Origin of the sequence: Nostoc sp., assembly GCF_036917155.1 — a bacterium.
In the GTDB taxonomy this organism is placed as follows: Bacteria; Cyanobacteriota; Cyanobacteriia; order Cyanobacteriales; family Nostocaceae; genus Nostoc.
In genome coordinates this window covers 91,767-115,407 of sequence record NZ_JBALDZ010000225.1, presented here as the reverse complement: position 1 = coordinate 115,407, position 23,641 = coordinate 91,767, and the positions used below count along the sequence as shown (strand labels likewise).

Sequence of the window (23,641 nt, the reverse complement as noted above, 5' to 3'; positions counted from 1 at the left end):
ATGGATGTTTGAATGGTTTATTCGACACACTACCTTTGATTTTGCCACTCTTAAAATGTACGGAGTTTTTTCAAAAATCAAATAGGATTCCTATAATTCAACGCTAATTTAATATCCTAGTACAACACGACGTAAATAAACCACCCATTTAAAATAGGCATAATGCTTACAAAATAAGCATTCTTTCTTTTTACTTTTGCCTTCTTGTACTAGTGGCGTGGCAAGCAAAAAAATTGTGCATTAGATAGACGTAGGTTGGGTGGAGCGGAGCGCAACCCAACATATATCAGGATGTTTGGTTACGCAAAGCCTCCAACGCCACTTGCTACAACGCGGGTTCCCCGCGCAACGCAGTGGCTCCCCAACCTACAATTTTTTTGTAACATTTTAGTCTTGCCACGCCACTAGTTATGATTATTCAACAATTTTGTGTCTTTAAAAAAGCTGGATAGTAAAATCAAGTAGCCGAATAATGAAAATTAAGTTTATGAAAACACAATTTCTAGAAACGCTAAATATAGTAGCTTTCGCGGTTGAATATCACATCAACGCCATTGTACATCAATACACAGTTAAACTGATACCTTGGCGATCGCAAGCAGTTTTCTGGTAGAAAGTTAAGGTTTCAAAAGGCAACCAATACTCTTATGAGTAGATGATTTATAGAACAAGTGTATTACTTGGCTAATAAATTTTCAGGAATACACACAATCGCGATATTTACCGAAGCCTCTTGATATTAACTTGACGTTGAATTATAAATTTGTCATAATCTGGCGATCGCTTCTAGTCGCATCAAGTTCAGATGGGCTATAGATAGTAAAATGTTGAATCTTGTTACTCTCTAAAATAGCTCTTGCACCAGCTACGTATATATCAGTGCTTTTTAGGACTACGAGGTAATGCTCCAGGGTCAGATGATGCTCATAATACCTGGCTAGATCGTCAGAAATTCCTAAAACAGCGTATTTATCCTGGGAACTGCTGATGTTTACCTCCGAAATACCATCTAGACTGCTTGTATTTTTAGTAACTATCGATATTTGACTCATTGGAAAGCCCGCAGTTCTCAGTTCAGTAAGTGCTTTTTCCGCATCTTGGCACGTATAAAAAATACCAAGTGCGTGTTTATAGCGACTATTTGGGGTAGAGTATGGCTCATAAGCCCCCCACTGTTGAATATCACGACGATTAAAAATCCTCTTAGCAATGCGAATTTCTATCTCTATGCCAGTTACTATCACTAAATAGTAACCTTTGCAGACAAGATCGCTATAACCCTGTGCTTGCTTTTCAGCGATTCCCAAACTTAGCAACAAAGCAGGCAAACCACCTGCTAAAGTGGTAGCGATCGCAGTTACTTCTGTTCCGGCTAAGATGACTGGACCGATACCAGGAATTACCAAGAGTACTAAACCGACCAATAAGCCAGTAAGACCATCTAAATCAGCACCAGTAACGGCTCCAGTAGCATCTCCTGAGGATGTATTGCTAGTGTGTTCTCTAATTTTAACACCAGCAATATCACTTTGTTTTTCTGTATTCCGTGCAACAACAGAAACTTTGTGCATTGGAAAATTAGCAGCTTTTAACTCCTGAAGTACCAATTGTGCATCGGAATACCCAGCGAAAACTCCTACAGTTCTTCGCTCTTTTTCTAGTGTCATTTTATCGGTTTATTGCAGCTAGAAGTGATTCCCAAAACTGTTAGCTAACTTGAGGTAATTACACAGCTCGACGAGTCAGTAAACCCCAAAGGAAAATCAGTATCATCGCCCCAATCACAGAAAATAAAATGCTTCCCAGAGATAAAGCTCCTACAGATGCGGCGGCGGCTGAACTACTTCCTAGCAATACTTGACCCAAATAACCCCCGAATACGGCTCCAAGGATTCCTAATACAATGGTGGAGAGAATACCACCACCTTGGGTACCGGGATAAAATAACTTAGCTAATGCACCTGCAATTAAACCCAAAACCAGCCAAGCAATAATGTTAGTCATAGAATTTCTCCTTCTTTGAGGATCGGCTTTGTTTGTTTTTGACTTACTTTATATTAAAGTTTGCCTGCAAAATTTCTGATCTATCTAGAGAACTAATATCAAAAATCTTTAGATATTACTGATAGGTAAGCTGTTCGACTTTTAACTTGCATAATTAAAACGGGTTTTTCGACGCATCCCACAAGAGCTATATAAATTTTAGATATGCAAACTAGATGTCATTTAGCTTATGGCGATCGCCAATTGATGATTGTGCTGATTTTGCGACTCGAATCGGGATTGCAATTACAAATTCTGCACCCTGTCCTGGTGATGAAATACATTGCAAAGATCCAGGATGAAAGAATGACTGGGGACTGGTGACTGGTATTTTTACTCAGCACTCATTACTCAGCACTTAGGAATACTGCCCGACGCATTTTTTCAGTAGATTAACAATAGACTAAGATTTTGAATTCGGAGCGAAGCGACGTGACTTCAGTTGAAGATTTGGTACTAGTTGCTGGTGCTACTGGCGGAGTAGGGCAACTGGTGGTAGGCAAGTTGCTAGAGAAAGGCTTGAAAGTTCGTGTCTTGACACGCAATGCCGTAAAAGCTGAAGAGATGTTTAACCAGAGAGTGGAAATTGCTGTTGGTGACATTCGCCAGCCAGCGACACTGCCAGCTGCAACCCAAAATGTTACCCACATCATAAATTGTACTGGAACTACTGCCTTTCCCTCTGCGCGCTGGGAGTTTGACCAACCCCCGAACTTGATTGAATGGGGAATCACTTTCCTTAACCCCAAATCTAGTGAAGCAAAAGCAAAGAATAGTCCGGCAAAGGTTGATGCCCAAGGTGTCAGCAATTTAGTGGCAGCAGCACCCCGGAATTTGAAGCGATTCGTTTTCGTTTCTTCTTGTGGAATTCTCCGTAAAAATCAGTTTCCTTTTAGTATTCTTAATGCCTTTGGCGTGTTAGATGCCAAACAAAAGGGTGAGGAGTCCATTATTAATTCAGGATTACCCTACACCATTATCCGCCCAGGACGGCTTATAGACGGGCCCTATACCTCATACGACCTTAATACCCTCCTGAAGGCAAAAACAGGGGGTAAATACGGCGTAATCGTAGGCACTGGCGATCAACTTTCGGGTGATACCAGCCGGATTGACGTAGCCAGCGCTTCTGTGGAATGCCTTTTTCAGCCAAGTAGTTCTAGGAAAGTTTTTGAAATAATCAACCAAGGACAAAGACCGCCTGTAATTGACTGGGGAACTCTTTTATCTAAGCTGGAGTGAGTAATGCCTAATTCTGGGTTGACCATCTCACCCAGGTCTTTCCGTTTCAGTTACCCTGAAGTTAGTTATCCAACTAGTATTGACTGTCCCATAGTATAGAATAGATGACTCAACAAACTTCTAGAATTTGTATCCTTGGCGGAGGCTTTGGTGGTCTATACACAGCCCTGCGCTTAAGTCAATTACCTTGGGAATCTACGCAAAAACCTGAAATTGTTTTGGTAGATCAAAGCGATCGCTTCCTATTCTCTCCTTTACTTTACGAATTACTCACTGGCGAACTGCAAACTTGGGAAATTGCCCCACCCTTTGAAGAACTTTTACAAGGCACTGGTATACGTTTCTATCAAGGGGTTGTGTCTGGAATTGACATCGACCAGCAACGGGTAAATATCCAAGAAGGGCCAGAAATCCCTTACGACCGATTAGTGCTGGCGCTAGGAGGTGAGACACCGCTAGATTTAGTACCTGGTACAGCAGCTTATGCCTATACATTCCGCACAATCTCTGATGCCTATCGTTTAGAAGAACGCCTGCGATTTTTAGAAGAATCCGATGCTGATAAAATTCGAGTAGCGATCGTTGGGGCTGGCTACAGTGGTGTAGAGTTAGCCTGTAAATTAGCCGACAGACTAGGCGAAAGAGGACGCTTTCGGATCGTTGAAATCGCTGACCAAATCTTACGAACTTCCCCAGAGTTTAATCGGGAAGCAGCAAAAAAAGCAATAGAAGCCCGTGGCGTGTTTCTTGACTTAGAAACCAAAGTCGAATCTATAGAGCAAAATTCCATTTCCCTAGAGTACAAAAACCAGTTAGATACGATTCCCGTAGATTTGGTAATTTGGACTGTAGGAACTAGGGTTGCGCCCGTAGTCAAATCTCTTTCTCTCAAGCAAAACCAGCGTGGTCAAATCAGCACCACACCTAACCTGCAAGTTATTGATCATCCAGAAATCTTTGCCTTGGGAGATTTAGCAGACTGTCATGATACTGAAGGACAGCAAGTACCCGCTACCGCACAAGCGGCTTTCCAACAAGCTGATTATACTGCTTGGAATATCTGGGCAACTCTGACTAATCGCCCTCTTCTTCCCTTCCATTACCAACAGTTAGGAGAAATGATGGCACTAGGAATAGACAATGCTACTCTCACTGGTTTAGGAATTAAACTAGATGGTCCATTGGCATACGTCGCCCGCCGTGCTGCCTATTTATACAGACTACCAACTTTAGACCATCAGCTTAAAGTTGGTTTTAATTGGCTAGTCCGTCCGATCATCGAAACACTTTCTCACTAACTTAAGGTTGGGCATTGGTGAAGAACCAAGACATTCCAAGACATTTACGATGATTTGCTTTATTTTCGCCAACCTACTTAGCAGATGTTAGACTCTACCCACAGAAACTTTCTAACAAGCCAAAATCTAAAATTCAACATTGATGGAACAACCGAAAGTTATTTTTTTAGATGCTGTGGGTACACTCTTTGATGTCAAAGGTAGTGTGGGTGAAGTTTATAGTCAGATAGCCCAAGAATTTGGCGTTATAGTTTCAGCCGAAACATTAAATACAGCCTTCAGCCAAAGCTTTAAATCAGCGCCGCCACCGATATTTCCAGATGCGGAACTGCAAGATATTCCCCAGCGCGAGTTTGATTGGTGGCGGATAATTGCCCTGAATACTTTTGAAAATGCAGGTGTTCTCAAGGAATTTTCTGACTTTTCGGCTTTTTTTAGCGAACTTTACATTCACTTTGGCACTGGCGAACCGTGGTTTGTCTATCCCGATGTCTTACCTGCTTTAATCAACTGGCGGCGCTTGGGAGTTAGCTTGGGGGTGCTGTCCAATTTTGATTCTCGGATTTATTCAGTATTGCAAAGTTTGGGATTGAGAGAGTTTTTTACCTCCGTCACCATTTCTACCCAGGTGCGTGCAGCTAAACCCGATCCTCAAATTTTTGCTATTGCTTTAGATAAACATAAATGTTCCCCAGAGGCCGCATGGCATATTGGCGATAGCATTGTAGAAGACTATCATGCAGCTAAAGCAGCTGGATTGAGAGGCGTTTGGATCAATCGGGGAAAATGAGGGTTGATTGACAGTAGTCAAAATGTCAATTTAATGCCTAGAAAACTGTGCAATCTCAACTGTAATACACTAAAACATAAACTACTTAGTTAGCGATCGCAGCAGAGTTAATTCACCAGATACGAGATTATTTGCCGTTGTACACGGGGGGCAGTAATGTATTATTAGCTCAAAAAAGGTATGCCGGCCCTCTAATTATCGTTAAATGCTGAAGCAAACTTTTCCTTCCCCTGAGGCACTCCGACGGTTCCCTTTTGGCCTGGCTGATATTGCCCTCATCCTTGGCACATTAGTGCTGCTGGCGTTGATTGCACGTGTCGGTGCTGGAACATTGGTGAGCTTTGTACCACCAGATGTAGTGCCAGGCATCAGTCTTGACCCGCGTAATCTCCCCTATTACGCGGGGCGCTCAACCCTGCGAATGTTTATTGCCCTGTTTTACTCAACGCTGTTCACTTTAATTTATGGTTACATTGCTGCCAAAAGCCGCCGGGCTGAACGAGTTCTGATTCCGCTACTCGATATCTTGCAGTCGGTTCCAGTACTAGGCTTTTTATCCATCACGGTTACAGGTTTTATTGCCCTGTTTCCTGGAAGCCTATTAGGACTAGAGGCAGCATCAATTTTTGCGATTTTCACCAGCCAGGTCTGGAACATGACCTTTTCGTTCTACCACTCACTGAGAACACTACCACCGGAACTGGATGAGGCCGTCAGGCTTTATCGGTTGTCGGGATGGCAGCGGTTCACCAAACTAGAATTTCCTACGGCCATGATTGGGCTGCTTTGGAATGCAATGATGAGTTTTGGAGGTGGCTGGTTTTTTGTAGCTGCGAGTGAAGCGATCAGCGTACTCAACCAGCAATACACTCTACCGGGAATTGGCTCCTACGTAGCAGCCGCAGTTGCCGCCGAGAATTTACCTGCCTTGGGTTGGGCGCTATTGGCGATCGCTATCGTAATTATCCTAGTAAATCAACTATTTTGGCGGCCGTTAGTCGCTTGGGCAGATAAGTTCCGCTTGGAACAGAGTGCCGCAGCCCAAGCGCCCGAATCCTGGGTCTACGATCTGCTAAAAGCAGCCCGAATTCCTCATCTGCTGGGGCGGGTGTTAGCTCCTTGGGGTGAAGCTATCAACCGTATTCTCTCATTGCTAACACCACCGCGAACTCCCCGTGTTGTAGAGACTGGTGGGCAAGCAATGGGCGATCGCCTCTACAACTTGATCTTACTGGTTGTAATTGGTGGGCTGTTGGTTGTCGGGTTACACTTCATTTTCACAACTGTGGGACTGAGTGAAGTCATCAAAACCTTTGGGCTGGGATTACTCACTCTGTTACGTGTGCTGGTATTGCTAGTATTTTCAACTCTAGTTTGGACACCCGTTGGAGTAGCCATTGGGTTTAATCCCCGACTAGCAACTTTGTTGCAACCTGTGGTGCAATTCCTGGCTTCATTTCCAGCAAACTTTATCTTTCCCTTCGCTACCCTCTTTTTTATCCGTTCCCATATCAGCATTGATTGGGGTAGTATTCTGTTGATGTCCCTGGGCGCCCAGTGGTACATCCTCTTCAACTCCATTGCTGGAGCGATGAGCGTCCCAACAGATTTGCGCGAGATGGCAACCAGCCTCGATTTGCGTGGTTGGCTACTGTGGCGCAAGTTAATCATTCCCGGCATCTTCTCCGCCTGGGTAACAGGTGGTGTCACTGCCACTGGTGGCGCATGGAACGCCAGTATTGTCTCTGAGGTTGTCGCTTGGGGGTCAACTACCCTGACTGCCAGCGGATTGGGAGCATATATTGCTCACGCCACCGGAGCAGGTGACTGGCCTCGGATTACCCTGGGGATTGGAATGATGAGCCTATTCGTTGTTGGGCTGAACAGAGTTTTTTGGCGACGATTGTATGAGCTAGCAGAAACCAAATACCATCTCTAAACCATCGCTCGCTAGAGGAGCAAGCATGACTTCTACCCAAGTTACTAATAACGTACTAATTGCTGTCGAACAGGTCAATAAGAGTTTTCCACTACCAGAGGGCAAAGGGGAATTTAAGGTTCTCCGCAACATTAATCTGACGGTAGCTGCGGGTGAAGTAGTAGCATTACTGGGGCGTAGTGGCAGCGGTAAAAGTACCTTACTGCGGATTATGGCAGGCTTAATTCCACCAAGTGAAGGTAGGGTAATCAGCAATGGTAAACGCCTGCAAGGTGCTAACCCTGGTGTCGCAATGGTATTTCAAAGCTTTGCGCTGCTGCCCTGGCTGACAGTACAAGAAAACGTCGAGTTAGGGCTAGACGCCCAAGGTGTTGGTCGCGATGAACGACGACAACGAGCGCTTAAAGCCATTGACTTAGTAGGTTTAGATGGTTTTGAAAGTGCCTATCCTAAAGAGTTGTCTGGGGGAATGAGACAGCGGGTTGGCTTTGCCAGGGCATTTGTGCTGGAGCCACAAGTACTATTTATGGATGAGCCATTCAGCGCCCTCGATGTATTGACGGCTGAGAACCTGCGGGGGGAAATTGATGATTTATGGAATGCTGGCACATTTCCATCCAAAAGCATTTTGATTGTCACCCACAACATTGAAGAAGCCCTGTTTCTGGCAGATCGGGTAATTATCTTGGGATCAAATCCGGGGTATATTCGCGGTGAGGTGGTGATTGATATGCCGCGGCCTCATGACCGCACCAGTATCCGCTTCAAATCACTGATAGATTATATCTACACGGTGATGACTAACCCAGACGTGGAAGTAACTGGGGCAGTTACAGCAACCACATCAACTACTATAGAAGTATCGCGATCGCCTGGTGCAATCCAAGAATCACCTTATGCCAAACCCCTGCCTCATGTCAGAGTCGGTGGTATTAGCGGTCTATTGGAGTTAATTGTCGATCAACCAGAGGGCAAAGATGATATTCCCCGTTTGGCAGAACGAATCCGGCTAGCCGTTGACGATCTCCTACCAATGCTTGATGCAACCGTGATGTTGGGCTTTGCTGAGGTTGCACAAGGGGATGTCTTTCTTACTGAGATTGGACAAGATTTTGCAACTACAACTATTCTTCGTAGTAAAGATCTATTCCGGCAGCAGGTGCTATCAAATGTGCCAGTCGTAGTTAGCATGGTGCAGACATTGCGGGAAAAACGGAATCGCTCAATGCGAGCGGATTTCTTTATCGATTTACTTGATGAATACTATCCCCATGAAGAAGCCGAGCGGCAATTTGCCACAGCCGTAGATTGGGGGCGTTATGCCGAATTGTTTGAGTATGATGCTAGTGAAGATAGATTGTACCTGCCAGAACTAGCAGCAACGCCAAGTAGTGAATCTGAGTCGATGGAATGAGGGTTAACAATTCAAAATTCAAAATTCAAAATTAAAGACATTTCAGACGGGGATTTAAACCCCGACTGAAATGGGTGCTAAATGTAGATTGCAGGTTCTTAAACCCTTTAATTTACGATCAGGGGGAGGAGGAATTCAGCAACGCCAAATTTTAAAGTGGAATCCAAGCCTTGGATTCAGAACCTAGATAACTGAGTATAGAGGTGAAATTGGAACCAACACCAGAGCAGTTAAAATCGCTCTACCAAAGATCAGTAAGAGTCACCGCACTACTGCTACCGATTAACTTAGTACAGCTTTGCATAAGTTCGTAACTTTTTTAAACGCAGAGGAACACAGAGGTAAACGCAGAGGAGCGCAAAGTTTATTTTAGTCCTATTCGCTATGAATTAATGAAATGTTGTACTTAGTTCGCTTGGACTCTCGCACCAATCGAATAGTTATGCTAGTTGGAGACACAATACAAATAGAGATACTTCCAACCGGAGAGGTACTAATCGAATGACTGCATCAAATTATAAATCACTCACAGAACAAGAATTACGTGATTATGTGCGGCGGAATCCTCAAGATGAAGATGCATTTCAGCACTATTTGAACATTATTCGCTCTCGCCCCGGTGTGCTTTGCACCACCGATGAGGAGTTTGAAGCAGAATTGCAAAAGCGAATTAATTCTTCACCTCAAGAAACTTAAGCTGCACACTTTTGTAAACACCTCAGAACTCCATTCATCCCCCACTCCCCACTCCCAATTCCCAATTCCCGATGCCAAATGCTGCCCCAAGACTCGTATGATCAACATATCAGGAAAACATAACAGCCAGATTTTTACCGCAAAACATGGGCAGTATTTGGGAAATCGATTTTTACTCTCGTCCGATTTTGGACGCTAACCAAAAAAAAGTTTGGGAAGTCTTAGTCTGCGAAAGCCCCTTGGATATCGGCGCAAAAGCTGATTCTTTGTTTCGTTATGCTCAATATTGTCCCAGTACCCAGGTAAATTCGGGCTGGTTACGGACAGCATTGCAGGAGGCTATTAACCAAGCTGGAAAAGCACCAATTAAAATCCGCTTTTTCCGCCGCCAAATGAACAATATGATTACTAAAGCCTGCCAAGATTTGGGCATTCCCGCCCAGCCTAGCCGCCGAACCTTAGTTCTCAACCAATGGTTAGAACACCGGATGAAGGAAGTCTATCCCCAAGAACCAGGGTATCAAGGGGGGACTAATCCCTCAGTCCGCCTGGAGAAACCTTTGCCGCAACGTTTACCAGATGCTTTGGAAGGACAGCAGTGGGTATTTGTCACCTTAGATGCTGCGGATTTGGCAGAAATGCCAGAGTGGGAAATTGGCTTTGGTGAAGCTTTTCCTTTAGAGTTGGTGCAAGTGTCACCCGAAGCTCGTATTCCTGGTATTTTAATTTTCTCACCAAGAGCCTTGCCCTTAGCAGGTTGGATGTCTGGTTTGGAATTGGCTTTCATAAGATTTGATACCAGTGAAGAGGCGAGATTGCTGTTAGAAACTGGTGTCACTGAAAGCTGGATTGTAGCAAATATCAAAAAACCTCAGATTTTAGCAGAAGCCAAAGGTTTTGAAGAAGCCAAGCAAAAAGCTAACGGAGTGCATTTTATCGGTGTACAGTCTGATCCCAAAGCCCAATCTTTTGCTGGTTTTTGGCTGTTGCAAGAGGTTAATCTTTGAAAATGGGGATTGGGCATTGGGCATTGGTCATTGGTCATTGGTCATGGTTATTCTCCTTGTCTCCCCAGTCCCCAATCCCCAATCCCCATGCCCCATGCCCCATACCCCATGCCCAATGACTAATGACTAATGACTAGAAACGTTGAGACATGGCAATGATTTGGGATAATTAACTGCGTCCATCAGTGTTGATCTGTGGTTTCAACGCAACTGCTGAAACATGCTGATGATTTTTGGATGGTTATCTGCGTTTATCAGCGGAAAGTCTAATCGTCGGCTTTTGGCGATTCAGACTTTCTTGGACAGCGTTGATATGCGGTTCAAAATCCACAATTCACTAAGGGTCATGGGTTCTGAAAATTTGTCACAAGATACACTAGCAGAACAGCTGCTGGAACTAGCTATAAAATCTGGAGCAGAAGCAGCTGAGGTGTATCAGTCGCGATCGCTTTCTCGTCCAGTGTTTTTTGAGGCAAACCGACTCAAACAGCTAGAAACCAACCAATCTGAAGGTACAGCACTACGGCTTTGGCAAAACGGGCGTCCGGGACTCACGGTAGCTTACGGTTTTGTCACGGCCGAAGTTATGGTGGAAAAAGCTCTGGCACTAAGTCAACTTAATCAACCGGAACCAGTAGAATTAGGCTCTAACTTTCAGCCCTCCTACCCAGATTTAGGGGAAAGTGTGCCCATAGAGGTTTTGGTAGATTGGGGCAAAGAAGCGATCGCACTCATCCGTGATTCCTATCCCGATATTGTGTGCAATGGTGACTGGGAATGTGATATTGAAACCACTAGATTAGTCAATACTAAAGGTTTAGATTGTCACTATACCGACACTACCCTCAGTTGCTATGTATCCGCTGAATGGGTGCGTGGTGATGATTTTTTGAATGTTGCCGATGGACAAACTCAGCGGGGAGAACTCGACCCGAAGAGATTAGCTAACCAAATTTTACAACGGTTAATTTGGGCTAGAGAAAATATCTCACCTCCGACTGGTCGCATCCCGGTTTTGTTCACTTCTAAAGCTGCCGATATGCTTTGGGGTACTGTGCAAGCAGCGTTGAATGGCAAGCGAGTCTTAGAAGTAGCTTCCCCTTGGGCAGAACATCGGGGTAAGGCAGTAGTTGCACCCAGCCTCACCCTCTACCAAGATCCGGAAGCTGGCCCTTACAGTTGCCCTTTCGATGATGAAGGTACTCCGACTCAATCTTTAGTATTTATCCAAAATGGGATTTTACAGCATTTCTATGGCGATCGCACCACCGGACGCCAACTCGGTACTGACACCACCGGAAATGGTTTTCGCCCTGGTTTAGGCAGCTATCCCACCCCTGGTTTATTTAATTTTCTCATCCAGCCAGGTTCGGCATCACTACCAGATTTGATTAAACAACTAGATGATGGCTTAATTGTGGATCAAATGCTGGGTGGTGGCGGCAGTATTTCTGGAGATTTTTCGATCAACGTTGATTTAGGCTACCGCGTCCAAAATGGTCAGGTAATTGGGCGCGTGAAAGATACGATGGTTGCAGGTAATGTCTACACAGCCCTGAAGCAATTGGTGACACTGGGCAATGATGGTGATTGGAATGGTTCTTGTTACACTCCATCTCTGATTGTAGAAGGGCTATCCACCACGGGGAGAAGCAATTGAAGAAGAATTCAGAATCAAGACACTCTTGCTTCTTGGTAGGAGTACGCTGACTTGCTACCGCTACACCAGTGGGGGATTTAGATCCATCACTTTTTTGTTGATCTAACTTGCGATCGCTTCGCTAACACCACTAGTTCTCAGTGGGTAAAAGCACAATTAATTCTCCAAGGCGCTTCAATATAGTGAGTACTTGGTGTAGTTCTGAATCACGTTCAATTGATAGCGCATCAGATCGGGCATACCAAGGATGTTCTTGTTGAATCAATTTGACAAAAACAAATTCTCTCCCGTTGATTAGTAAACCAAAAATCGGTTGTGCAGGATTTGGACGATCAAGCATATAAGCGAGTGCTTGAGGTAGGGCTGTCATCACATCAAATTTACTGCTTTTAGATTCGATGACAAGTACCCAAAAACGTTTTTGGATGACAAGAACATCAATGTTTCCTTTAACGAGAAAGCTTTCGTCTTCGGCAGAAATCTCCACAGAAGTCTCGGTTTCAATCTCAAAAGGAGGTTGATAAAACCCAGCTAAATCGAGTAAAGGAGATCGCACTACCATCTTTACCGCCTCTTCTGACATCAGACGGTGCTTATTCAAGTTTAAATAGTTGCTTTTGACTCGTGCGATTGCTTGCTGTTCACCATCAGTCAGAGTTGGTAAATTTTCTGTCCATTCTGGAAAGAGGTTAATGTCTGTAGCAAGTTGCAAACCAAATTTTTCTTCTAATTCATAAAGACTTATATCTCTAGCTGGGATTGTTTGAACCATAATCTAACATTCCGAATAGCGTTGCCATGCCAACTTTGCTGCACCTACCATCCCCGCAAAATTGCCTAACTCCGCTGGCAATATTTGTAAATCCACTCGTGATAAAGGCTGCACTCGCTTCTCAATTTCTGCCTTCACACCTGGTAAGAAAAACTCAAAGCTGCCACTGATACCACCACCAATCACGATCGCTTGCGGTGTGAGTACATAAATCAAACTCGTCAGACCAATTCCCAAGTATTTACCATACTCTTGCCAAAAAGTCAATGCTATGGCATCTCCTTGTTGGGCAAGAAAACCCAATTCGATGGGTTCTTTGAGAGTGCGGCGGCGAATTGCAGTCGCACAGGCATATTGTTCCAAAGAGCCTCGATTGCCACTATTACAAATTGGGCCATCAGGATTTAATGAAATTAAACCCAATTCTCCGGCGGCTCCTTGATGTCCAATAAATAGTTTGCCATCGAGGATAATTGCGCCACCAACCCCAGTACCTAAAGTTAGCAGAATCAGATTTTGAAAGTGGCGACCGGCTCCCAGCCAAGCTTCTCCTAAAAGAGCGCAATTAGCATCGTTAGCGATCGCAGTTGGCTTGCCAGTTTTAGCTTCTAACCAGTCTGCTAAAGGTACATCGATCCATCCAGGTAAGTTAATGGCGATTTTAGCAATGCGTCCTGCGGCATCGGATGGGCCAGGAGTACCAACACCAATCGCAACAGCTTGATTATCTGGATCAATTTGTGCGATCGCATCTACCATCACCGTCAGCACCGCCTCCGGCGTTGTCGGCTGGGGAGATACCACAGTCAAAGATTCCAGACAAGCACCATCAACTGCAAAACGCCCCAGCTTAATTGCTGTTCCTCCCACATCAATGCCAATTACTTGAGAACTCACCACTTTAAAACCTCACACCAAGCCATAAACCTTTGCGTACCCTCTGCGCTCCTCTGCGTTTAAATTTCACCCCTCAATTCGCCATTATTTTCCGCAAATCTATACTTAGCATCTTGGCGCGAAAAAATTCTAATTTTTCTATTTTATTGAATGCGAGTCGTTTTCATCACCGATATTAAGACGTGGGGCTTTCAACTCTGCTCTCTGTAAATCAGCAACAGTCATGATACGAAAATTCGATTGCTCCTGCCAAGCTGTAATTGGCGCACCTCGTAAAATACCAGCAAGGGCAACAGAAAGGATAAACCCGCCAGTAGCGGCAGCAATTAACGTTAAATTATCTTTCATACAAATCTCTCTATTGTTTATTTGTCCTTTGTCCTTTGTCATTTGTCCTCCGTCTTTTGCTAATGACTAATGACCAATGACTACTTTCGGATTCTATTTTCTCTTCGTAATCGGGGATTGACAAATTCATTTAACCCTTCACCAAGTAGTGATAACCCTACCACCATAAATGTCATCGTTAAACCAGGGAAAAGCGTAGTCCACCAAATGCCAGTAGGTAGAGCTTCTAGGGCTTGTTTTAAATCATGTCCCCATTCTGCCACTTCTTCAGGAAGTCCTAGCCCCAAAAAGCCCAAACCGCCCAACACCAAAATCGCATCAGCGGCGTTGAGTGTAAATAGAACGGGTACGCTTTGAATGACGTTGAAAAACAGATAACGAGAAAGCACAACCCAAGTAGAAGCGCCCATTGCTTGAGCAGCTTCGATGAACACTTCCGTTTTCACGCTGACGGTGTGGTTGCGAACAACGCGGTAATATTGGGGAATGTAGGCAATGCTAATCGCGATCGCTGCATTTAATATCCCACGCCCTACCACAAATGCCAGCGTCACAGACAGCAGTAACCCTGGTAGAGTGTAGATGCTATCCATAATAAACAGCAACACTTTATCCAATTTCCCGCCAAGATACCCACTCAGCATCCCCAAAGGCACACCGATAATCATACTCAGCGCCGTTGCCAAAATTACCACTTGCAAAGCAGCTTGAGCGCCGAATAATGTCCGGGAGAACACATCATAACCCAGGCGACTAGTACCAAACCAATGTTTTGCTGAGGGTGGCTCGTGAATTGGATTAGAGAGAAAATCTTTCGGGTTTTGCAGCCATCCCCAAGCCTGCAATACGGGAGCGAAGAATGCCAGGAAGATGAAAAATAGGGTAATGGCTAACCCGATGAGCATGAGTTTTTGGGAAAGATTGGGACTTTTGCCAAACTCTAAAAATGTCGGTAGTCGCCGTTTTGTAATGGCCATAAAGCGATCTCTTGGAGCAAAGCTTGATACGCTGACCATTTTACATATTAGCTCGGGGATTGCGTAAACATCCTCAATGAAAGTCCGACTAATTTACGATAAATACAGAGCTTGACTGAGTTAGAGGTGAAATTATCGAACAGAATTCAGTAGTCAGAAGTCAGAATGAATTTTGACCGAAAAAGCGGATAGCGCAGCGGGCCTAGCCCATTCTGACTTCTGAATTCTTCTTCAAGCCTTATTTTTGCCACGGGATGACACAGAAGATGGTGTAACCTACGAATTAATAGCAGCCGGAATTCCTAAAGATAAAATTGTCTTGGGATTTCACCCGCCAAATGTTAGGCAACACACAGGATATGCTATTGCCTAACTTATTAAAGCTAACAGTCTTGGGCATTGGGCAAAACAGTTCCGAGTCCCGAGTCCCGAGTGCTGAGTAAAGAAATTAGATTCCCTACTCAGCACGGCCTAAACGCCCCGCTACCGCTAACAGCACTCCTGAAGGCATTGGTTATTTATCCCTCATCCCCATGCCCCATGCCCCATTCCCCATTCCCTAAAGATTACTTTCAATCAACTGGCGGTATTCGCTCTTTTGCTTCACGCCTTTGACTTCCTTCACCAGTTCCTTGTTTTTGAACAATTGAACCGTTGGCGTTCCTGTCACACCAGCATTTTCAGCAATATCTCGGTCTTTGTCGATGTCAATTTCGACAAAGTGAATTTTGCTGTCAAATTCATCCACCACTTTATTTAAAATTGGCTTCAGGGTATGACAAGGGCCGCAACCAGGAGAGACGTATTTAACAAGGAGTAAGCGATCGCTTTCATGGAACAATTTCCGTAAAGCATAACCTCCCTCATGGCGTGTCCCATCTAAGTTAAATCCCGCTTCTTCCTCGGCTTCAGTCTTTTTGGCTGGCTGATGTTCTAATTCATTAACCGCCGTTTCTGGCTGTTGATGGAATTCTTGAATCAAACCACTGGATGACAACCAGCGTTCTGCTAACATCGCCGCCATACAACCAGTACCCGCAGCCGTAATTGCTTGCCGAAACTCATGATCTTGTACGTCGCCAGCAGCAAAAACGCCTTCTACACTGGTTTCCACAGTACCGTGCTTGGTGACAACGTAACCTACCTCATCTAGTTCTAATTGCCCTTTAAATAAAGAGGTATTGGGACTGTGACCAACGGCGTAGAATAAACCCTTAGCGTGCAGTTGACTCTCTTCACCAGTTTTAGTATTGCGGATTTTCACCCCTTCCATGCGATCGCTACCGAAGATATCCACGGCTTCTGTATTCCAATGCACCTGGATTTTCGGGTTGCTCAAAACCCTGTCTTGCATGGCTTTAGAAGCTCGCATTTTATCGGTGCGTACTAACATATTTACCTTAGAACCGTATTTGGTGAGGTAAATTGACTCTTCCGCCGCCGAGTCGCCAGCACCAATTACAGCTAATTCTGCACCGTGAAAAATTGGTGTTGCACCATCGCAAATTGCACAAGCGGAAATACCCCGACTCCAAAATTCATGTTCGCTGGGTAAACCCAAACGCTTTGCTGTTGCACCAGTAGCAATGACGATGCTGTTGGTTTTTATTTCCCTTTCTTGCGATCGCACTGTAAAGGGATGCTGACTCAAGTCAACTGATATAACATCTTCAGTATATAGTTCAGCCCCCCAGCGCTCCGCCTGTGCCTTCATCTGATCCATCAATTCCGGCCCGGTAATCCCTTGGGGAAATCCTGGAAAGTTCTCAACTTCCGTCGTTGTCATTAGTTGCCCACCAGGTAATCCCCCGGCTTGGAAACCTTCAAATACCACGGGTTTCAGGTTAGCGCGTCCGGCATAGATGGCGGCTGTGTAGCCTGCTGGCCCAGAACCGATAATTACCAAGTTTTCTACAGTTGGGTTAGTCATGAAAATATACGAACTCATAACGACTACGCTTAATATAGCATAATAATTCACGATTGGCTACGTCAGATGGTAAGCGATCGCCTTCAAGCGAGCATTTGCCAGATATTTTGTATACTATTCTGTACTAGGACTTACGCACACTCTATGAATTCCAAGTGAGTGATTCTAATTAAGAGTTTGAATGCGCTCCCGAACCTCTGGGCGAACGTTTATGTGGGTAAATTAGTCGTAGGTCTTTTGCGATACCGCCACATTACAAAGCCGGAGATAAACAAGATTAGCGGTGCAAGTCCTACAAAGACGTAGAGAATACGGGTGGGTAAGCCACCAAAAGTACCGTAGTGCAGGGGTACAAAAGAGTTGAGGAGGCGATTGCCCAATGGCATCTTTAAAGCATTATCAACTCGCAAAACCTCACCACTGTAATGGTCGAGATAAACATTACTATTCCCATACTCTTCATTTTCCTGCGGTAACTTCATGCGAATTCGTAGAGCATCTTCTGGTTTACTGGGAAAATAAATGCTTTTGGTAACAGCACCAGGTAAGGCAGCATCAGCAATTTTCAGTTGTTCTGTCAATCCTAAGGTTGATTTACTAGGAATTGGCTTGGATACTGGCTCGGATGGTTTTGAGGTGAATGTGACAGCGTAAATGATCGGCTCAGTCAAATCGTTGAAGTTCCAGCAAAAGCCTGTAAAACCAGTAAAGAATAAAAAAACTACAGTGATAATGCCAGCCACTTTGTGAATGTCAAAGTTCGCCCTTTGAGGATGAGCATCGAGCTTAATTTTGAAGCCGACAATTAGCTTACGCCAACCAGGCCAGAGAACTAAACCTGTGACTAATATTGCGGCGTTGCACGATTTGAATTTGGCTGCTAGTTATTGCTGATTTTTATGCAAGCAGATCGCAGTTGTGTTAGTATTCAGATGAGTCTCGGTTCTAGTGGGGAACAGCCGCTAGAGGAAACGGGGAAAGTCCGGTGTAAATCCGGCACTGTCCCGCAGCTGTAATCAAGGCTTGCCTTGTGAGTCAGAATGCCCGCCGAAGTGAACTTGTAAATTTTGTACATCTGCGAGGCACAGATAGGTATTCTTATGAAGATTTCTACAACTACTCAGCTTTACGTTCTCATAGCCCCACATATCATGATGCTACAGATTACGACTTTCTATGAGAGGGTAAGCAATTAATTTCCGGTATAAGTTGTGTCTTTAGATGCAGCGATCGCAATTACTACTCCAGATGAGAGTATCGCTTGCAAATAGTCACAGCAACAACGAAATGCTGTATTACCTAACAGGTGGAAGTTGTTCAAAAACAGGTAGTCAATGGCGTGTATATTGATATTGCAATCGCCTCCGTCGGGCGGTTACGACATCGCTGGTCTGATTCGGGACGAGCAGCAATGAGTAAACCGTTAGATCGACTCAAATAGGCGTACAGGAGCATTTAAAAAAATGTCAACTTTATTATATTCTATAATTGGTTTTCTTCTGCTTTTAGTAATTGGAATTGCGGCTTATTTCCTGACTGCCCGCAAGTATCAATCCTCATCCACAGTCGCCAATTCCTACGATCAATGGACACTGGACGGCATCGTAGAGTTTTATTGGGGGGAACACATTCACCTTGGTCATTACGGTTCGCCGCCACGAAGCAAGGATTTTTTGGCTGCTAAATCTGATTTTGTACATGAAATGGTTAAATGGGGTGGGATAGAAAAATTACCTGCTGGTACTACCGTCTTAGATGTTGGCTGTGGTATTGGCGGCAGCAGTCGGATTTTAGCGCGAGATTATGGGTTTGCTGTCACAGGGATTACCATCAGTCCACAGCAGGTGAAACGCGCCCAGGAGTTAACACCTCTTGGGCTAAACGTCCAGTTTGCGGTCGATGATGCGATGGCATTGTCGTTTCCAGATGCCAGTTTTGATGTGGTTTGGTCGGTTGAAGCAGGCCCCCACATGCCAGATAAAACCGTTTTTGCTAGAGAACTAATGCGGGTGCTAAAGCCTGGTGGAGTCTTGGTTGTAGCTGACTGGAATCAAAGGGATGACCGCCAAAAGCCCCTAAATTTTTGGGAGAAACCAGTAATGCGGCAACTCCTCGATCAGTGGTCTCATCCAGCTTTTTCCAGCATTGAGGGCTTTTCTGAGCTTTTAGTAGAGACTTCCTTAGTTGAGGGGGAGGTAATTACGGCAGACTGGACGCAAGAAACCCTTCCTTCTTGGTTCGATTCGATTTGGCAAGGAGTGGCTCGACCAGAGGGATTAGTGCGTTTTGGGCTGTCTGGTTTCATCAAGTCTGTGCGCGAGGTACCGACACTTTTGCTGATGCGTTTGGCGTTTGGTGCAGGGTTGTGTCGATTTGGAATGTTCCGGGCTGTGCGGGGGAACGGGAGTACAGAATTGATGGACAGAAACTTTGCCAACCAAAATCCCTCAAGCTTGGTTAGGTAGCTAATCTGACATAACTTTAACTAAGTACTGCTTTGCGCGAATTGAGGATTGAAATTTAAACGCAGAGGGACGCTGAGGAAAGCCCAGAGGTACGCAGAGGATTCGCTACGAAGTTGTGAAATCCTGTACTTAGGAACGAATTTAAGTTTTGTTTTGGGCGATCGCAGCTAGTTATGAATATTTGGATTTTAACGCTGGCAACATTGCATGATATCTGCGGTTAAAACTTCTTTCTTGTGATTGCAAGATTAATTAACAAACAACATACTTTAATATGCAAAAAATTCCCGTCACAGTAATTACAGGATTTCTAGGTGCAGGCAAAACGACGTTAATTCGCCATTTACTGCAAAACAATGAGGGACGACGCATTGCTGTTTTGGTAAATGAATTTGGGGAAATCGGAATTGATGGGGAACTTTTGCGTGACTGTCGAGTTTGTGACGATGAAGAAGACTCCAACAGTAACATTGTTGAACTCACCAACGGTTGTCTGTGCTGTACGGTGCAAGAGGAATTCTTACCAGCTATGCAAGAATTACTGAAGCGACGCGCGAGCCTTGATTGTATGTTGATTGAAACCTCTGGACTAGCACTGCCAAAACCATTGGTGCAAGCATTTCGCTGGCCGGAGATTCGCACAGGCGCTACAGTAGACAGCGTAATTACTGTGGTGGACTGTGAAGCGTTGGCAACTAATCAATATGTAGGCGATTTAGCAGCCCTCTTAGCACAGAGACAAGCCGACTCTAGTCTAGAACACGAAACACCCATTGAGGAGCTGTTTGAAGATCAACTTGCTTGTGCTGACCTAGTATTACTTACTAAGAGCGATCGCGTTGACGAACAAACGCAAGTTAGGGTGCAGGAATGGCTGAAACAGAACTTATCCCCTGGTGTAAAAGTCATTCCTTGTCAGGACGGTAAAATCAGTGGTGATTTGTTACTCGGTTTCAACGCTGCGGTAGAAGACAACTTGGATAGTCGTCCCAGTCACCACGACACCGAAGCTGAACACGAACATGATGAAGGAATTAATGCAGTGCAACTACTGCTAGACCAGCCATTTGAGCCGTCTGTCTTGGTTAAACGCTTGCAAACATTGGTGCAACAGCAAGAAATTTATCGAATTAAGGGATTTGTGGCAGTTCCGAACAAAGCCATGCGTCTGGTATTACAGGGTGTTGGTAATCGATTTGACTACTTTTATGATCGTCTTTGGCAACCCCAGGAACCCCGTCAAACGCGATTAGTATTGATTGGACGAGAACTTGAGCAGGTTCGCATTGAATCATTGGTGTTGGGGGAGGAAGTCAATGCAACCATCCAATAGTGTTTGGCAAGGAAATTTTGGCTATTACAAGTCTTGATACAGTTCCCTTCATCCTTCAATTTCTCCCCTCTGATCTGATTGGGTTTTACTTGCGTTCGCGTCAGCGTTGCGGAGCAATCTCGCAATTACTTAACTCATCCATGATCTCATCAATTTTCCCAGCAGTCGCAACATACAATCTCCATCAAGATATTCTTCTGGTGCTGAAAGCTTCTCCTCAGATTGAGGTTAATTTTTTACACAAACTAAAAATTACTCCACCTGATTGCTACGAACAAGTTTGCAAGCGTTGGTCAGAATTTAAACCAAGCCTAATACCCTAAAACTTACTTTTTAGTTCTGTTCAGCGAAAGCAGTCAATATATTGCTGTTGACGATTTGGCTCAAGGTGCAGCTCATTGCTGATGTTGTGGCGATAGCGAAGCGCTACGGCGAAACGCCGAACGCACTCCCACCATTATACTCACTCGGTCGTTGGGCATTTAAGTTTTTCTATTTAACTAAATTACCAATTACACCACTCCAATGTTACCAAGCTGTATGCAAAGAATGGGCAGAATTCCAACCTCAGCACACCCTCTCAATAGGAGCAAAAACACAATGAGACTCATCCAAAATAAAAAAGGTGAGTATTTTTCACCAGCAGAGAAAATCACACCCTGTACAGATAAAAAGACACAGAATGATTCTCAATAAACTAATACTCAATAGTAAAATCCCAAGCTAATGGGTGCTTCTAGAGTAATTTGGGAAAGCTTTGTCCACCTGTTTTTTTAACGGGTGTGAATTTAATTATACCGACTTTCATAAAGCCGAATCTATATTCACTGTATCAGCTTTCATTTACTATCTAAAATCCTTGACATTTTATATTTTCTTGCTTATGATTCTCAATCAGTTCTGATTTGATTTACTTCCCGAAAAATCTCTCTAAGTAAATTCAATATTATCCTCACAATACTGTATGAAATTACGCTGGTTCTTATTGAGCTTAATAAGTATTTTGCTCCTATCCTCTCCTGCAAGAGCAACTCGATTAGAATCTTGGCACTTTGACCCCAATCATAATCAGCTTGACCTAACTACTGACTCAGGTATTCAACCGAGAGTTTTTTTAATTGATAACCCCAAAAGGCTTGTCATTGACTTATCGGGAACTACTTTGGACTACCCTACAACCAAACAAAACTATGCTTGGGCAATTCGAGAAATTCGGGTAGCACAGCTTGACCCCCAGACAACCCGACTCGTAATTGAATTAGCACCTGGTTATAATGTCTCTCCGCAAAGTGTAATAGTCAGAAGAGGTTCTAACTTTCATTGGGTCGTAAAACTATCATCAATTGAAAAAATGCCTGCGACGGGAATTATGGAATGGGGAATAGGGGCTGGGGAACAATCCTCCCAAACACCAATTTCCATTACTCCTAATCTCCAGCAAAAACGCCAAGTTCTCTTATTCCAAAGTAAAGCGCCTTTAGAAAATATTGCAACTATTAATAAACTGAGTCCACCAGATATACTCACTAAACCAATCAATGCTTCTATGTTTGCTGGGGTAGTTCCTTTAGGTGAGGAAATACTACAACTAAAATCTCAAATTAATGCCTTGATGGCTCGTTACAGTTTTCTCAAGCCAGGTATGTTTTTTGTGGATTTAGAGACAGGTAACTATTTGGATATTAGTGGCAACAAAGTATTTCCCGCCGCGAGTACAATTAAGTTTCCAATTCTGATTGCTTTATTTGAGAAAATAGACGCTGGCACAGTCAAACTAAATGACACTCTGGTAATGCGGCGAGACTTGGTTGCAAGTGGCTCTGGAGACTTGCAGTATCAACGTGTGGGAACCAAGTTGACTGTGCTGCAAACCATAAACAAAATGATTAGCATCAGCGATAATACCGCCACAAACATGATTATTGACCGTTTGGGTGGTAAGGCAAAATTAAATCAACGGTTTGGTAGTTGGGGATTGAAAAATACTGTAATTCGTAATTTACTGGGAGATTTTAAGGGAACTAATACGACAAGTCCCGCCGATTTAGTAAAATTGTCAGCATTGATTCAGTATCATAAGTTAATTTCAGATGCGAGCCGCTCCCAGGCAATAGACATTTTAAATCATTGCCATAACAAAAAGTTGCTGGCAGCTGGTTTGGGTTCGGGAGCAATGATTGCTCATAAGACAGGGGATATTGGGTTTGTTATTGGGGATGCAGGTATTATTGAGATGCCCAATGGCAAGCGTTACTTAGCGGGGATTTTTGTGAGAAGACCTTACAATGACAACAGAGGTAGGGATTTTGTTCGTCAAGTTTCTCATCTGGTATATACATACTTAGACCTGGATTTCTCACAAGCGAGAAATTGAGGGGTGTGGGGGGTGTGGGGAGTGTGGGGAGAATGAGGAGGAACGCTTCATATCGAGCGCTTTGTGCAACGCAGCACCTCCCACACCTCCCACACCTCCCCACCCAAAAGCGTGAGAAATTCGGGTTAAACCTTGCTCTCTCTGGTTACGGCATTTGAGAGAGCGTCATTTTGAATTTTGAATTCGGAGCGTTTAGCCCGTGCGATGATTACTTTTTTTACGAAAAAGATAAGGTTCAAAGCCGTACTTCGTCCCGCTACGCTAACGCCCGCAAGTGGCGCGATAGCTCCCTTGCTCCCTAGCTTCCTTGGTTGAAGCCCCACCCGCAAGTGGCGTGGTTTTTCTCCTCTGCTCCTCTGCTCCTCTGCTTTTTCACTCAGCACTCGTTACGGGCTAAACGCCCCGCTACCACTAACAACACTCAGCACTGTTTTGGTGACTCTTGTTGTATGAATA

General features: G+C 44.3%; 24 protein-coding genes, 1 pseudogene and 1 riboswitch. Of the genes and pseudogenes, 16 read left to right on the top strand and 9 right to left on the bottom strand.

The window, feature by feature from the left end:
* Nucleotides 1-487: 487 nt before the first annotated feature.
* On the top strand, nucleotides 488-613 hold the full coding sequence (locus tag V7K67_RS30215; RefSeq protein ID WP_334734077.1) for a hypothetical protein: 126 nt from the start codon (nucleotides 488-490) through the stop codon (nucleotides 611-613).
* A gap of 142 nt (nucleotides 614-755) precedes the next feature.
* On the opposite strand, the gene V7K67_RS30210 is transcribed toward V7K67_RS30215, so the two are convergent.
* Nucleotides 756-1,667, bottom strand: coding sequence for a general stress protein (locus V7K67_RS30210; protein WP_335169665.1), 912 nt, complete (start codon nucleotides 1,665-1,667; stop codon nucleotides 756-758).
* A gap of 58 nt (nucleotides 1,668-1,725) precedes the next feature.
* Nucleotides 1,726-2,004, bottom strand: coding sequence for a GlsB/YeaQ/YmgE family stress response membrane protein (locus tag V7K67_RS30205; protein WP_334697054.1), 279 nt, complete (start codon nucleotides 2,002-2,004; stop codon nucleotides 1,726-1,728).
* Between the two features lie 204 nt (nucleotides 2,005-2,208).
* On the opposite strand from V7K67_RS30205, the gene V7K67_RS30200 reads away from it, so the two are divergent.
* The 11 genes from V7K67_RS30200 to V7K67_RS30160 all read left to right on the top strand — a co-directional run bounded on the left by V7K67_RS30200 (nucleotide 2,209) and on the right by V7K67_RS30160 (nucleotide 12,089).
* Nucleotides 2,209-2,367, top strand: coding sequence for a hypothetical protein (locus tag V7K67_RS30200; RefSeq protein WP_334734079.1), 159 nt, complete (start codon nucleotides 2,209-2,211; stop codon nucleotides 2,365-2,367).
* Nucleotides 2,368-2,475: 108 nt separating this feature from the next.
* Complete coding sequence (locus V7K67_RS30195) at nucleotides 2,476-3,285, top strand: SDR family oxidoreductase (RefSeq protein WP_334734080.1); 810 nt, start codon at nucleotides 2,476-2,478, stop codon at nucleotides 3,283-3,285.
* 104 nt (nucleotides 3,286-3,389) lie between these two features.
* Nucleotides 3,390-4,583, top strand: coding sequence for an NAD(P)/FAD-dependent oxidoreductase (locus V7K67_RS30190; RefSeq protein ID WP_335169662.1), 1,194 nt, complete (start codon nucleotides 3,390-3,392; stop codon nucleotides 4,581-4,583).
* 142 nt (nucleotides 4,584-4,725) lie between these two features.
* Complete coding sequence (locus V7K67_RS30185; RefSeq protein WP_334734082.1) at nucleotides 4,726-5,373, top strand: HAD-IA family hydrolase; 648 nt, start codon at nucleotides 4,726-4,728, stop codon at nucleotides 5,371-5,373.
* A 205-nt stretch (nucleotides 5,374-5,578) separates the two neighbouring features.
* The gene (locus V7K67_RS30180; RefSeq protein WP_334734083.1) at nucleotides 5,579-7,312 is read left to right on the top strand and encodes an ABC transporter permease; all 1,734 of its coding nucleotides are present in this window, start codon (nucleotides 5,579-5,581) and stop codon (nucleotides 7,310-7,312) included.
* Between the two features lie 25 nt (nucleotides 7,313-7,337).
* The gene (locus V7K67_RS30175; protein WP_334707540.1) at nucleotides 7,338-8,726 is read left to right on the top strand and encodes an ABC transporter ATP-binding protein; all 1,389 of its coding nucleotides are present in this window, start codon (nucleotides 7,338-7,340) and stop codon (nucleotides 8,724-8,726) included.
* A gap of 203 nt (nucleotides 8,727-8,929) precedes the next feature.
* Nucleotides 8,930-9,040: a DUF6888 family protein gene (locus tag V7K67_RS34645; RefSeq protein ID WP_442943968.1), complete on the top strand. Its 111-nt coding sequence runs from the start codon at nucleotides 8,930-8,932 to the stop codon at nucleotides 9,038-9,040.
* 83 nt (nucleotides 9,041-9,123) lie between these two features.
* Nucleotides 9,124-9,231 (top strand): DUF6888 family protein, encoded by a 108-nt coding sequence (locus V7K67_RS34640; RefSeq protein WP_375491707.1) that lies wholly within the window; start codon nucleotides 9,124-9,126, stop codon nucleotides 9,229-9,231.
* Nucleotides 9,228-9,422, top strand: a complete 195-nt coding sequence (locus tag V7K67_RS30170; RefSeq protein WP_334707539.1) for a DUF6887 family protein — start codon at nucleotides 9,228-9,230, stop codon at nucleotides 9,420-9,422. The genes V7K67_RS34640 and V7K67_RS30170 overlap by 4 nt, the downstream gene beginning before the upstream one ends.
* Nucleotides 9,423-9,568: 146 nt before the next feature.
* On the top strand, nucleotides 9,569-10,429 hold the full coding sequence (locus V7K67_RS30165; protein ID WP_334734084.1) for a Tab2/Atab2 family RNA-binding protein: 861 nt from the start codon (nucleotides 9,569-9,571) through the stop codon (nucleotides 10,427-10,429).
* A gap of 346 nt (nucleotides 10,430-10,775) precedes the next feature.
* Nucleotides 10,776-12,089 (top strand): TldD/PmbA family protein, encoded by a 1,314-nt coding sequence (locus tag V7K67_RS30160; RefSeq protein WP_334734085.1) that lies wholly within the window; start codon nucleotides 10,776-10,778, stop codon nucleotides 12,087-12,089.
* A gap of 130 nt (nucleotides 12,090-12,219) precedes the next feature.
* Here V7K67_RS30160 and V7K67_RS30155 read toward each other — a convergent pair whose 3' ends face one another.
* The 4 genes from V7K67_RS30155 to V7K67_RS30140 all read right to left on the bottom strand — a co-directional run bounded on the left by V7K67_RS30155 (nucleotide 12,220) and on the right by V7K67_RS30140 (nucleotide 15,083).
* Nucleotides 12,220-12,861: a type I restriction endonuclease subunit R gene (locus V7K67_RS30155; protein ID WP_334734086.1), complete on the bottom strand. Its 642-nt coding sequence runs from the start codon at nucleotides 12,859-12,861 to the stop codon at nucleotides 12,220-12,222.
* A 3-nt stretch (nucleotides 12,862-12,864) separates the two neighbouring features.
* Nucleotides 12,865-13,761, bottom strand: coding sequence for an ROK family protein (locus tag V7K67_RS30150; protein WP_334734087.1), 897 nt, complete (start codon nucleotides 13,759-13,761; stop codon nucleotides 12,865-12,867).
* 135 nt (nucleotides 13,762-13,896) lie between these two features.
* Nucleotides 13,897-14,106, bottom strand: a complete 210-nt coding sequence (locus V7K67_RS30145; protein WP_334707568.1) for a hypothetical protein — start codon at nucleotides 14,104-14,106, stop codon at nucleotides 13,897-13,899.
* A gap of 80 nt (nucleotides 14,107-14,186) precedes the next feature.
* Nucleotides 14,187-15,083 (bottom strand): ABC transporter permease, encoded by an 897-nt coding sequence (locus V7K67_RS30140; RefSeq protein ID WP_179069241.1) that lies wholly within the window; start codon nucleotides 15,081-15,083, stop codon nucleotides 14,187-14,189.
* Nucleotides 15,084-15,321: 238 nt separating this feature from the next.
* On the opposite strand from V7K67_RS30140, the pseudogene V7K67_RS30135 reads away from it, so the two are divergent.
* Nucleotides 15,322-15,456, top strand: a pseudogene (locus V7K67_RS30135) (element excision factor XisI family protein); the annotation flags it as partial.
* Between the two features lie 186 nt (nucleotides 15,457-15,642).
* On the opposite strand, the gene trxB reads toward V7K67_RS30135, so the two are convergent.
* The 3 genes from trxB to V7K67_RS30120 all read right to left on the bottom strand — a co-directional run bounded on the left by trxB (nucleotide 15,643) and on the right by V7K67_RS30120 (nucleotide 18,334).
* Nucleotides 15,643-17,013, bottom strand: a complete 1,371-nt coding sequence (trxB, locus tag V7K67_RS30130) for a thioredoxin-disulfide reductase (RefSeq protein ID WP_334734088.1) — start codon at nucleotides 17,011-17,013, stop codon at nucleotides 15,643-15,645.
* Between the two features lie 209 nt (nucleotides 17,014-17,222).
* Nucleotides 17,223-17,864, bottom strand: coding sequence for a PepSY-associated TM helix domain-containing protein (locus V7K67_RS30125; RefSeq protein WP_335169671.1), 642 nt, complete (start codon nucleotides 17,862-17,864; stop codon nucleotides 17,223-17,225).
* 72 nt (nucleotides 17,865-17,936) lie between these two features.
* Nucleotides 17,937-18,079: riboswitch (cobalamin riboswitch) on the top strand.
* Between the two features lie 126 nt (nucleotides 18,080-18,205).
* A complete protein-coding gene (locus tag V7K67_RS30120; protein ID WP_334733617.1) occupies nucleotides 18,206-18,334 on the bottom strand; it encodes a hypothetical protein in 129 nt (42 codons plus the stop codon).
* Nucleotides 18,335-18,476: 142 nt separating this feature from the next.
* Here V7K67_RS30120 and V7K67_RS30115 point away from each other — a divergent pair, with 142 nt between their 5' ends.
* The 3 genes from V7K67_RS30115 (at nucleotide 18,477) to V7K67_RS30105 (ending at nucleotide 23,185) form a co-directional block, all read left to right on the top strand.
* On the top strand, nucleotides 18,477-19,478 hold the full coding sequence (locus V7K67_RS30115) for a methyltransferase domain-containing protein (protein WP_334707530.1): 1,002 nt from the start codon (nucleotides 18,477-18,479) through the stop codon (nucleotides 19,476-19,478).
* A 274-nt stretch (nucleotides 19,479-19,752) separates the two neighbouring features.
* A complete protein-coding gene (gene cobW / locus V7K67_RS30110; RefSeq protein ID WP_334707529.1) occupies nucleotides 19,753-20,811 on the top strand; it encodes a cobalamin biosynthesis protein CobW in 1,059 nt (352 codons plus the stop codon).
* A 964-nt stretch (nucleotides 20,812-21,775) separates the two neighbouring features.
* Nucleotides 21,776-23,185 carry a serine hydrolase gene (locus V7K67_RS30105; protein WP_335169657.1) on the top strand — a complete coding sequence of 470 codons (1,410 nt, stop codon included), beginning with the start codon at nucleotides 21,776-21,778 and terminating at the stop codon, nucleotides 23,183-23,185.
* The last annotated feature ends 456 nt before the right edge of the window (nucleotides 23,186-23,641 follow it).

Excerpts from the sequence above, each read along its gene's own strand:
- V7K67_RS30115 (WP_334707530.1), top strand. The coding sequence starts at position 18,477 with ATGTCAACTTTATTATATTCTATAATTGGTTTTCTTCTGCTTTTAGTA.
- V7K67_RS30170 (WP_334707539.1), top strand. The coding sequence starts at position 9,228 with ATGACTGCATCAAATTATAAATCACTCACAGAACAAGAATTACGTGAT.
- V7K67_RS30145 (WP_334707568.1), bottom strand. The coding sequence starts at position 14,106 with ATGAAAGATAATTTAACGTTAATTGCTGCCGCTACTGGCGGGTTTATC.
- V7K67_RS30165 (WP_334734084.1), top strand. The coding sequence starts at position 9,569 with ATGGGCAGTATTTGGGAAATCGATTTTTACTCTCGTCCGATTTTGGAC.
- V7K67_RS34640 (WP_375491707.1), top strand. The coding sequence starts at position 9,124 with ATGTTGTACTTAGTTCGCTTGGACTCTCGCACCAATCGAATAGTTATG.
- trxB (WP_334734088.1), bottom strand. The coding sequence starts at position 17,013 with ATGACTAACCCAACTGTAGAAAACTTGGTAATTATCGGTTCTGGGCCA.
- cobW (WP_334707529.1), top strand. The coding sequence starts at position 19,753 with ATGCAAAAAATTCCCGTCACAGTAATTACAGGATTTCTAGGTGCAGGC.
- V7K67_RS30140 (WP_179069241.1), bottom strand. The coding sequence starts at position 15,083 with ATGGCCATTACAAAACGGCGACTACCGACATTTTTAGAGTTTGGCAAA.
- V7K67_RS30160 (WP_334734085.1), top strand. The coding sequence starts at position 10,776 with ATGGGTTCTGAAAATTTGTCACAAGATACACTAGCAGAACAGCTGCTG.
- V7K67_RS30105 (WP_335169657.1), top strand. The coding sequence starts at position 21,776 with ATGAAATTACGCTGGTTCTTATTGAGCTTAATAAGTATTTTGCTCCTA.
- V7K67_RS30205 (WP_334697054.1), bottom strand. The coding sequence starts at position 2,004 with ATGACTAACATTATTGCTTGGCTGGTTTTGGGTTTAATTGCAGGTGCA.
- V7K67_RS30180 (WP_334734083.1), top strand. The coding sequence starts at position 5,579 with ATGCTGAAGCAAACTTTTCCTTCCCCTGAGGCACTCCGACGGTTCCCT.
- V7K67_RS30200 (WP_334734079.1), top strand. The coding sequence starts at position 2,209 with ATGCAAACTAGATGTCATTTAGCTTATGGCGATCGCCAATTGATGATT.
- V7K67_RS30215 (WP_334734077.1), top strand. The coding sequence starts at position 488 with ATGAAAACACAATTTCTAGAAACGCTAAATATAGTAGCTTTCGCGGTT.
- V7K67_RS30175 (WP_334707540.1), top strand. The coding sequence starts at position 7,338 with ATGACTTCTACCCAAGTTACTAATAACGTACTAATTGCTGTCGAACAG.
- V7K67_RS30210 (WP_335169665.1), bottom strand. The coding sequence starts at position 1,667 with ATGACACTAGAAAAAGAGCGAAGAACTGTAGGAGTTTTCGCTGGGTAT.
- V7K67_RS30155 (WP_334734086.1), bottom strand. The coding sequence starts at position 12,861 with ATGGTTCAAACAATCCCAGCTAGAGATATAAGTCTTTATGAATTAGAA.
- V7K67_RS30190 (WP_335169662.1), top strand. The coding sequence starts at position 3,390 with ATGACTCAACAAACTTCTAGAATTTGTATCCTTGGCGGAGGCTTTGGT.
- V7K67_RS30185 (WP_334734082.1), top strand. The coding sequence starts at position 4,726 with ATGGAACAACCGAAAGTTATTTTTTTAGATGCTGTGGGTACACTCTTT.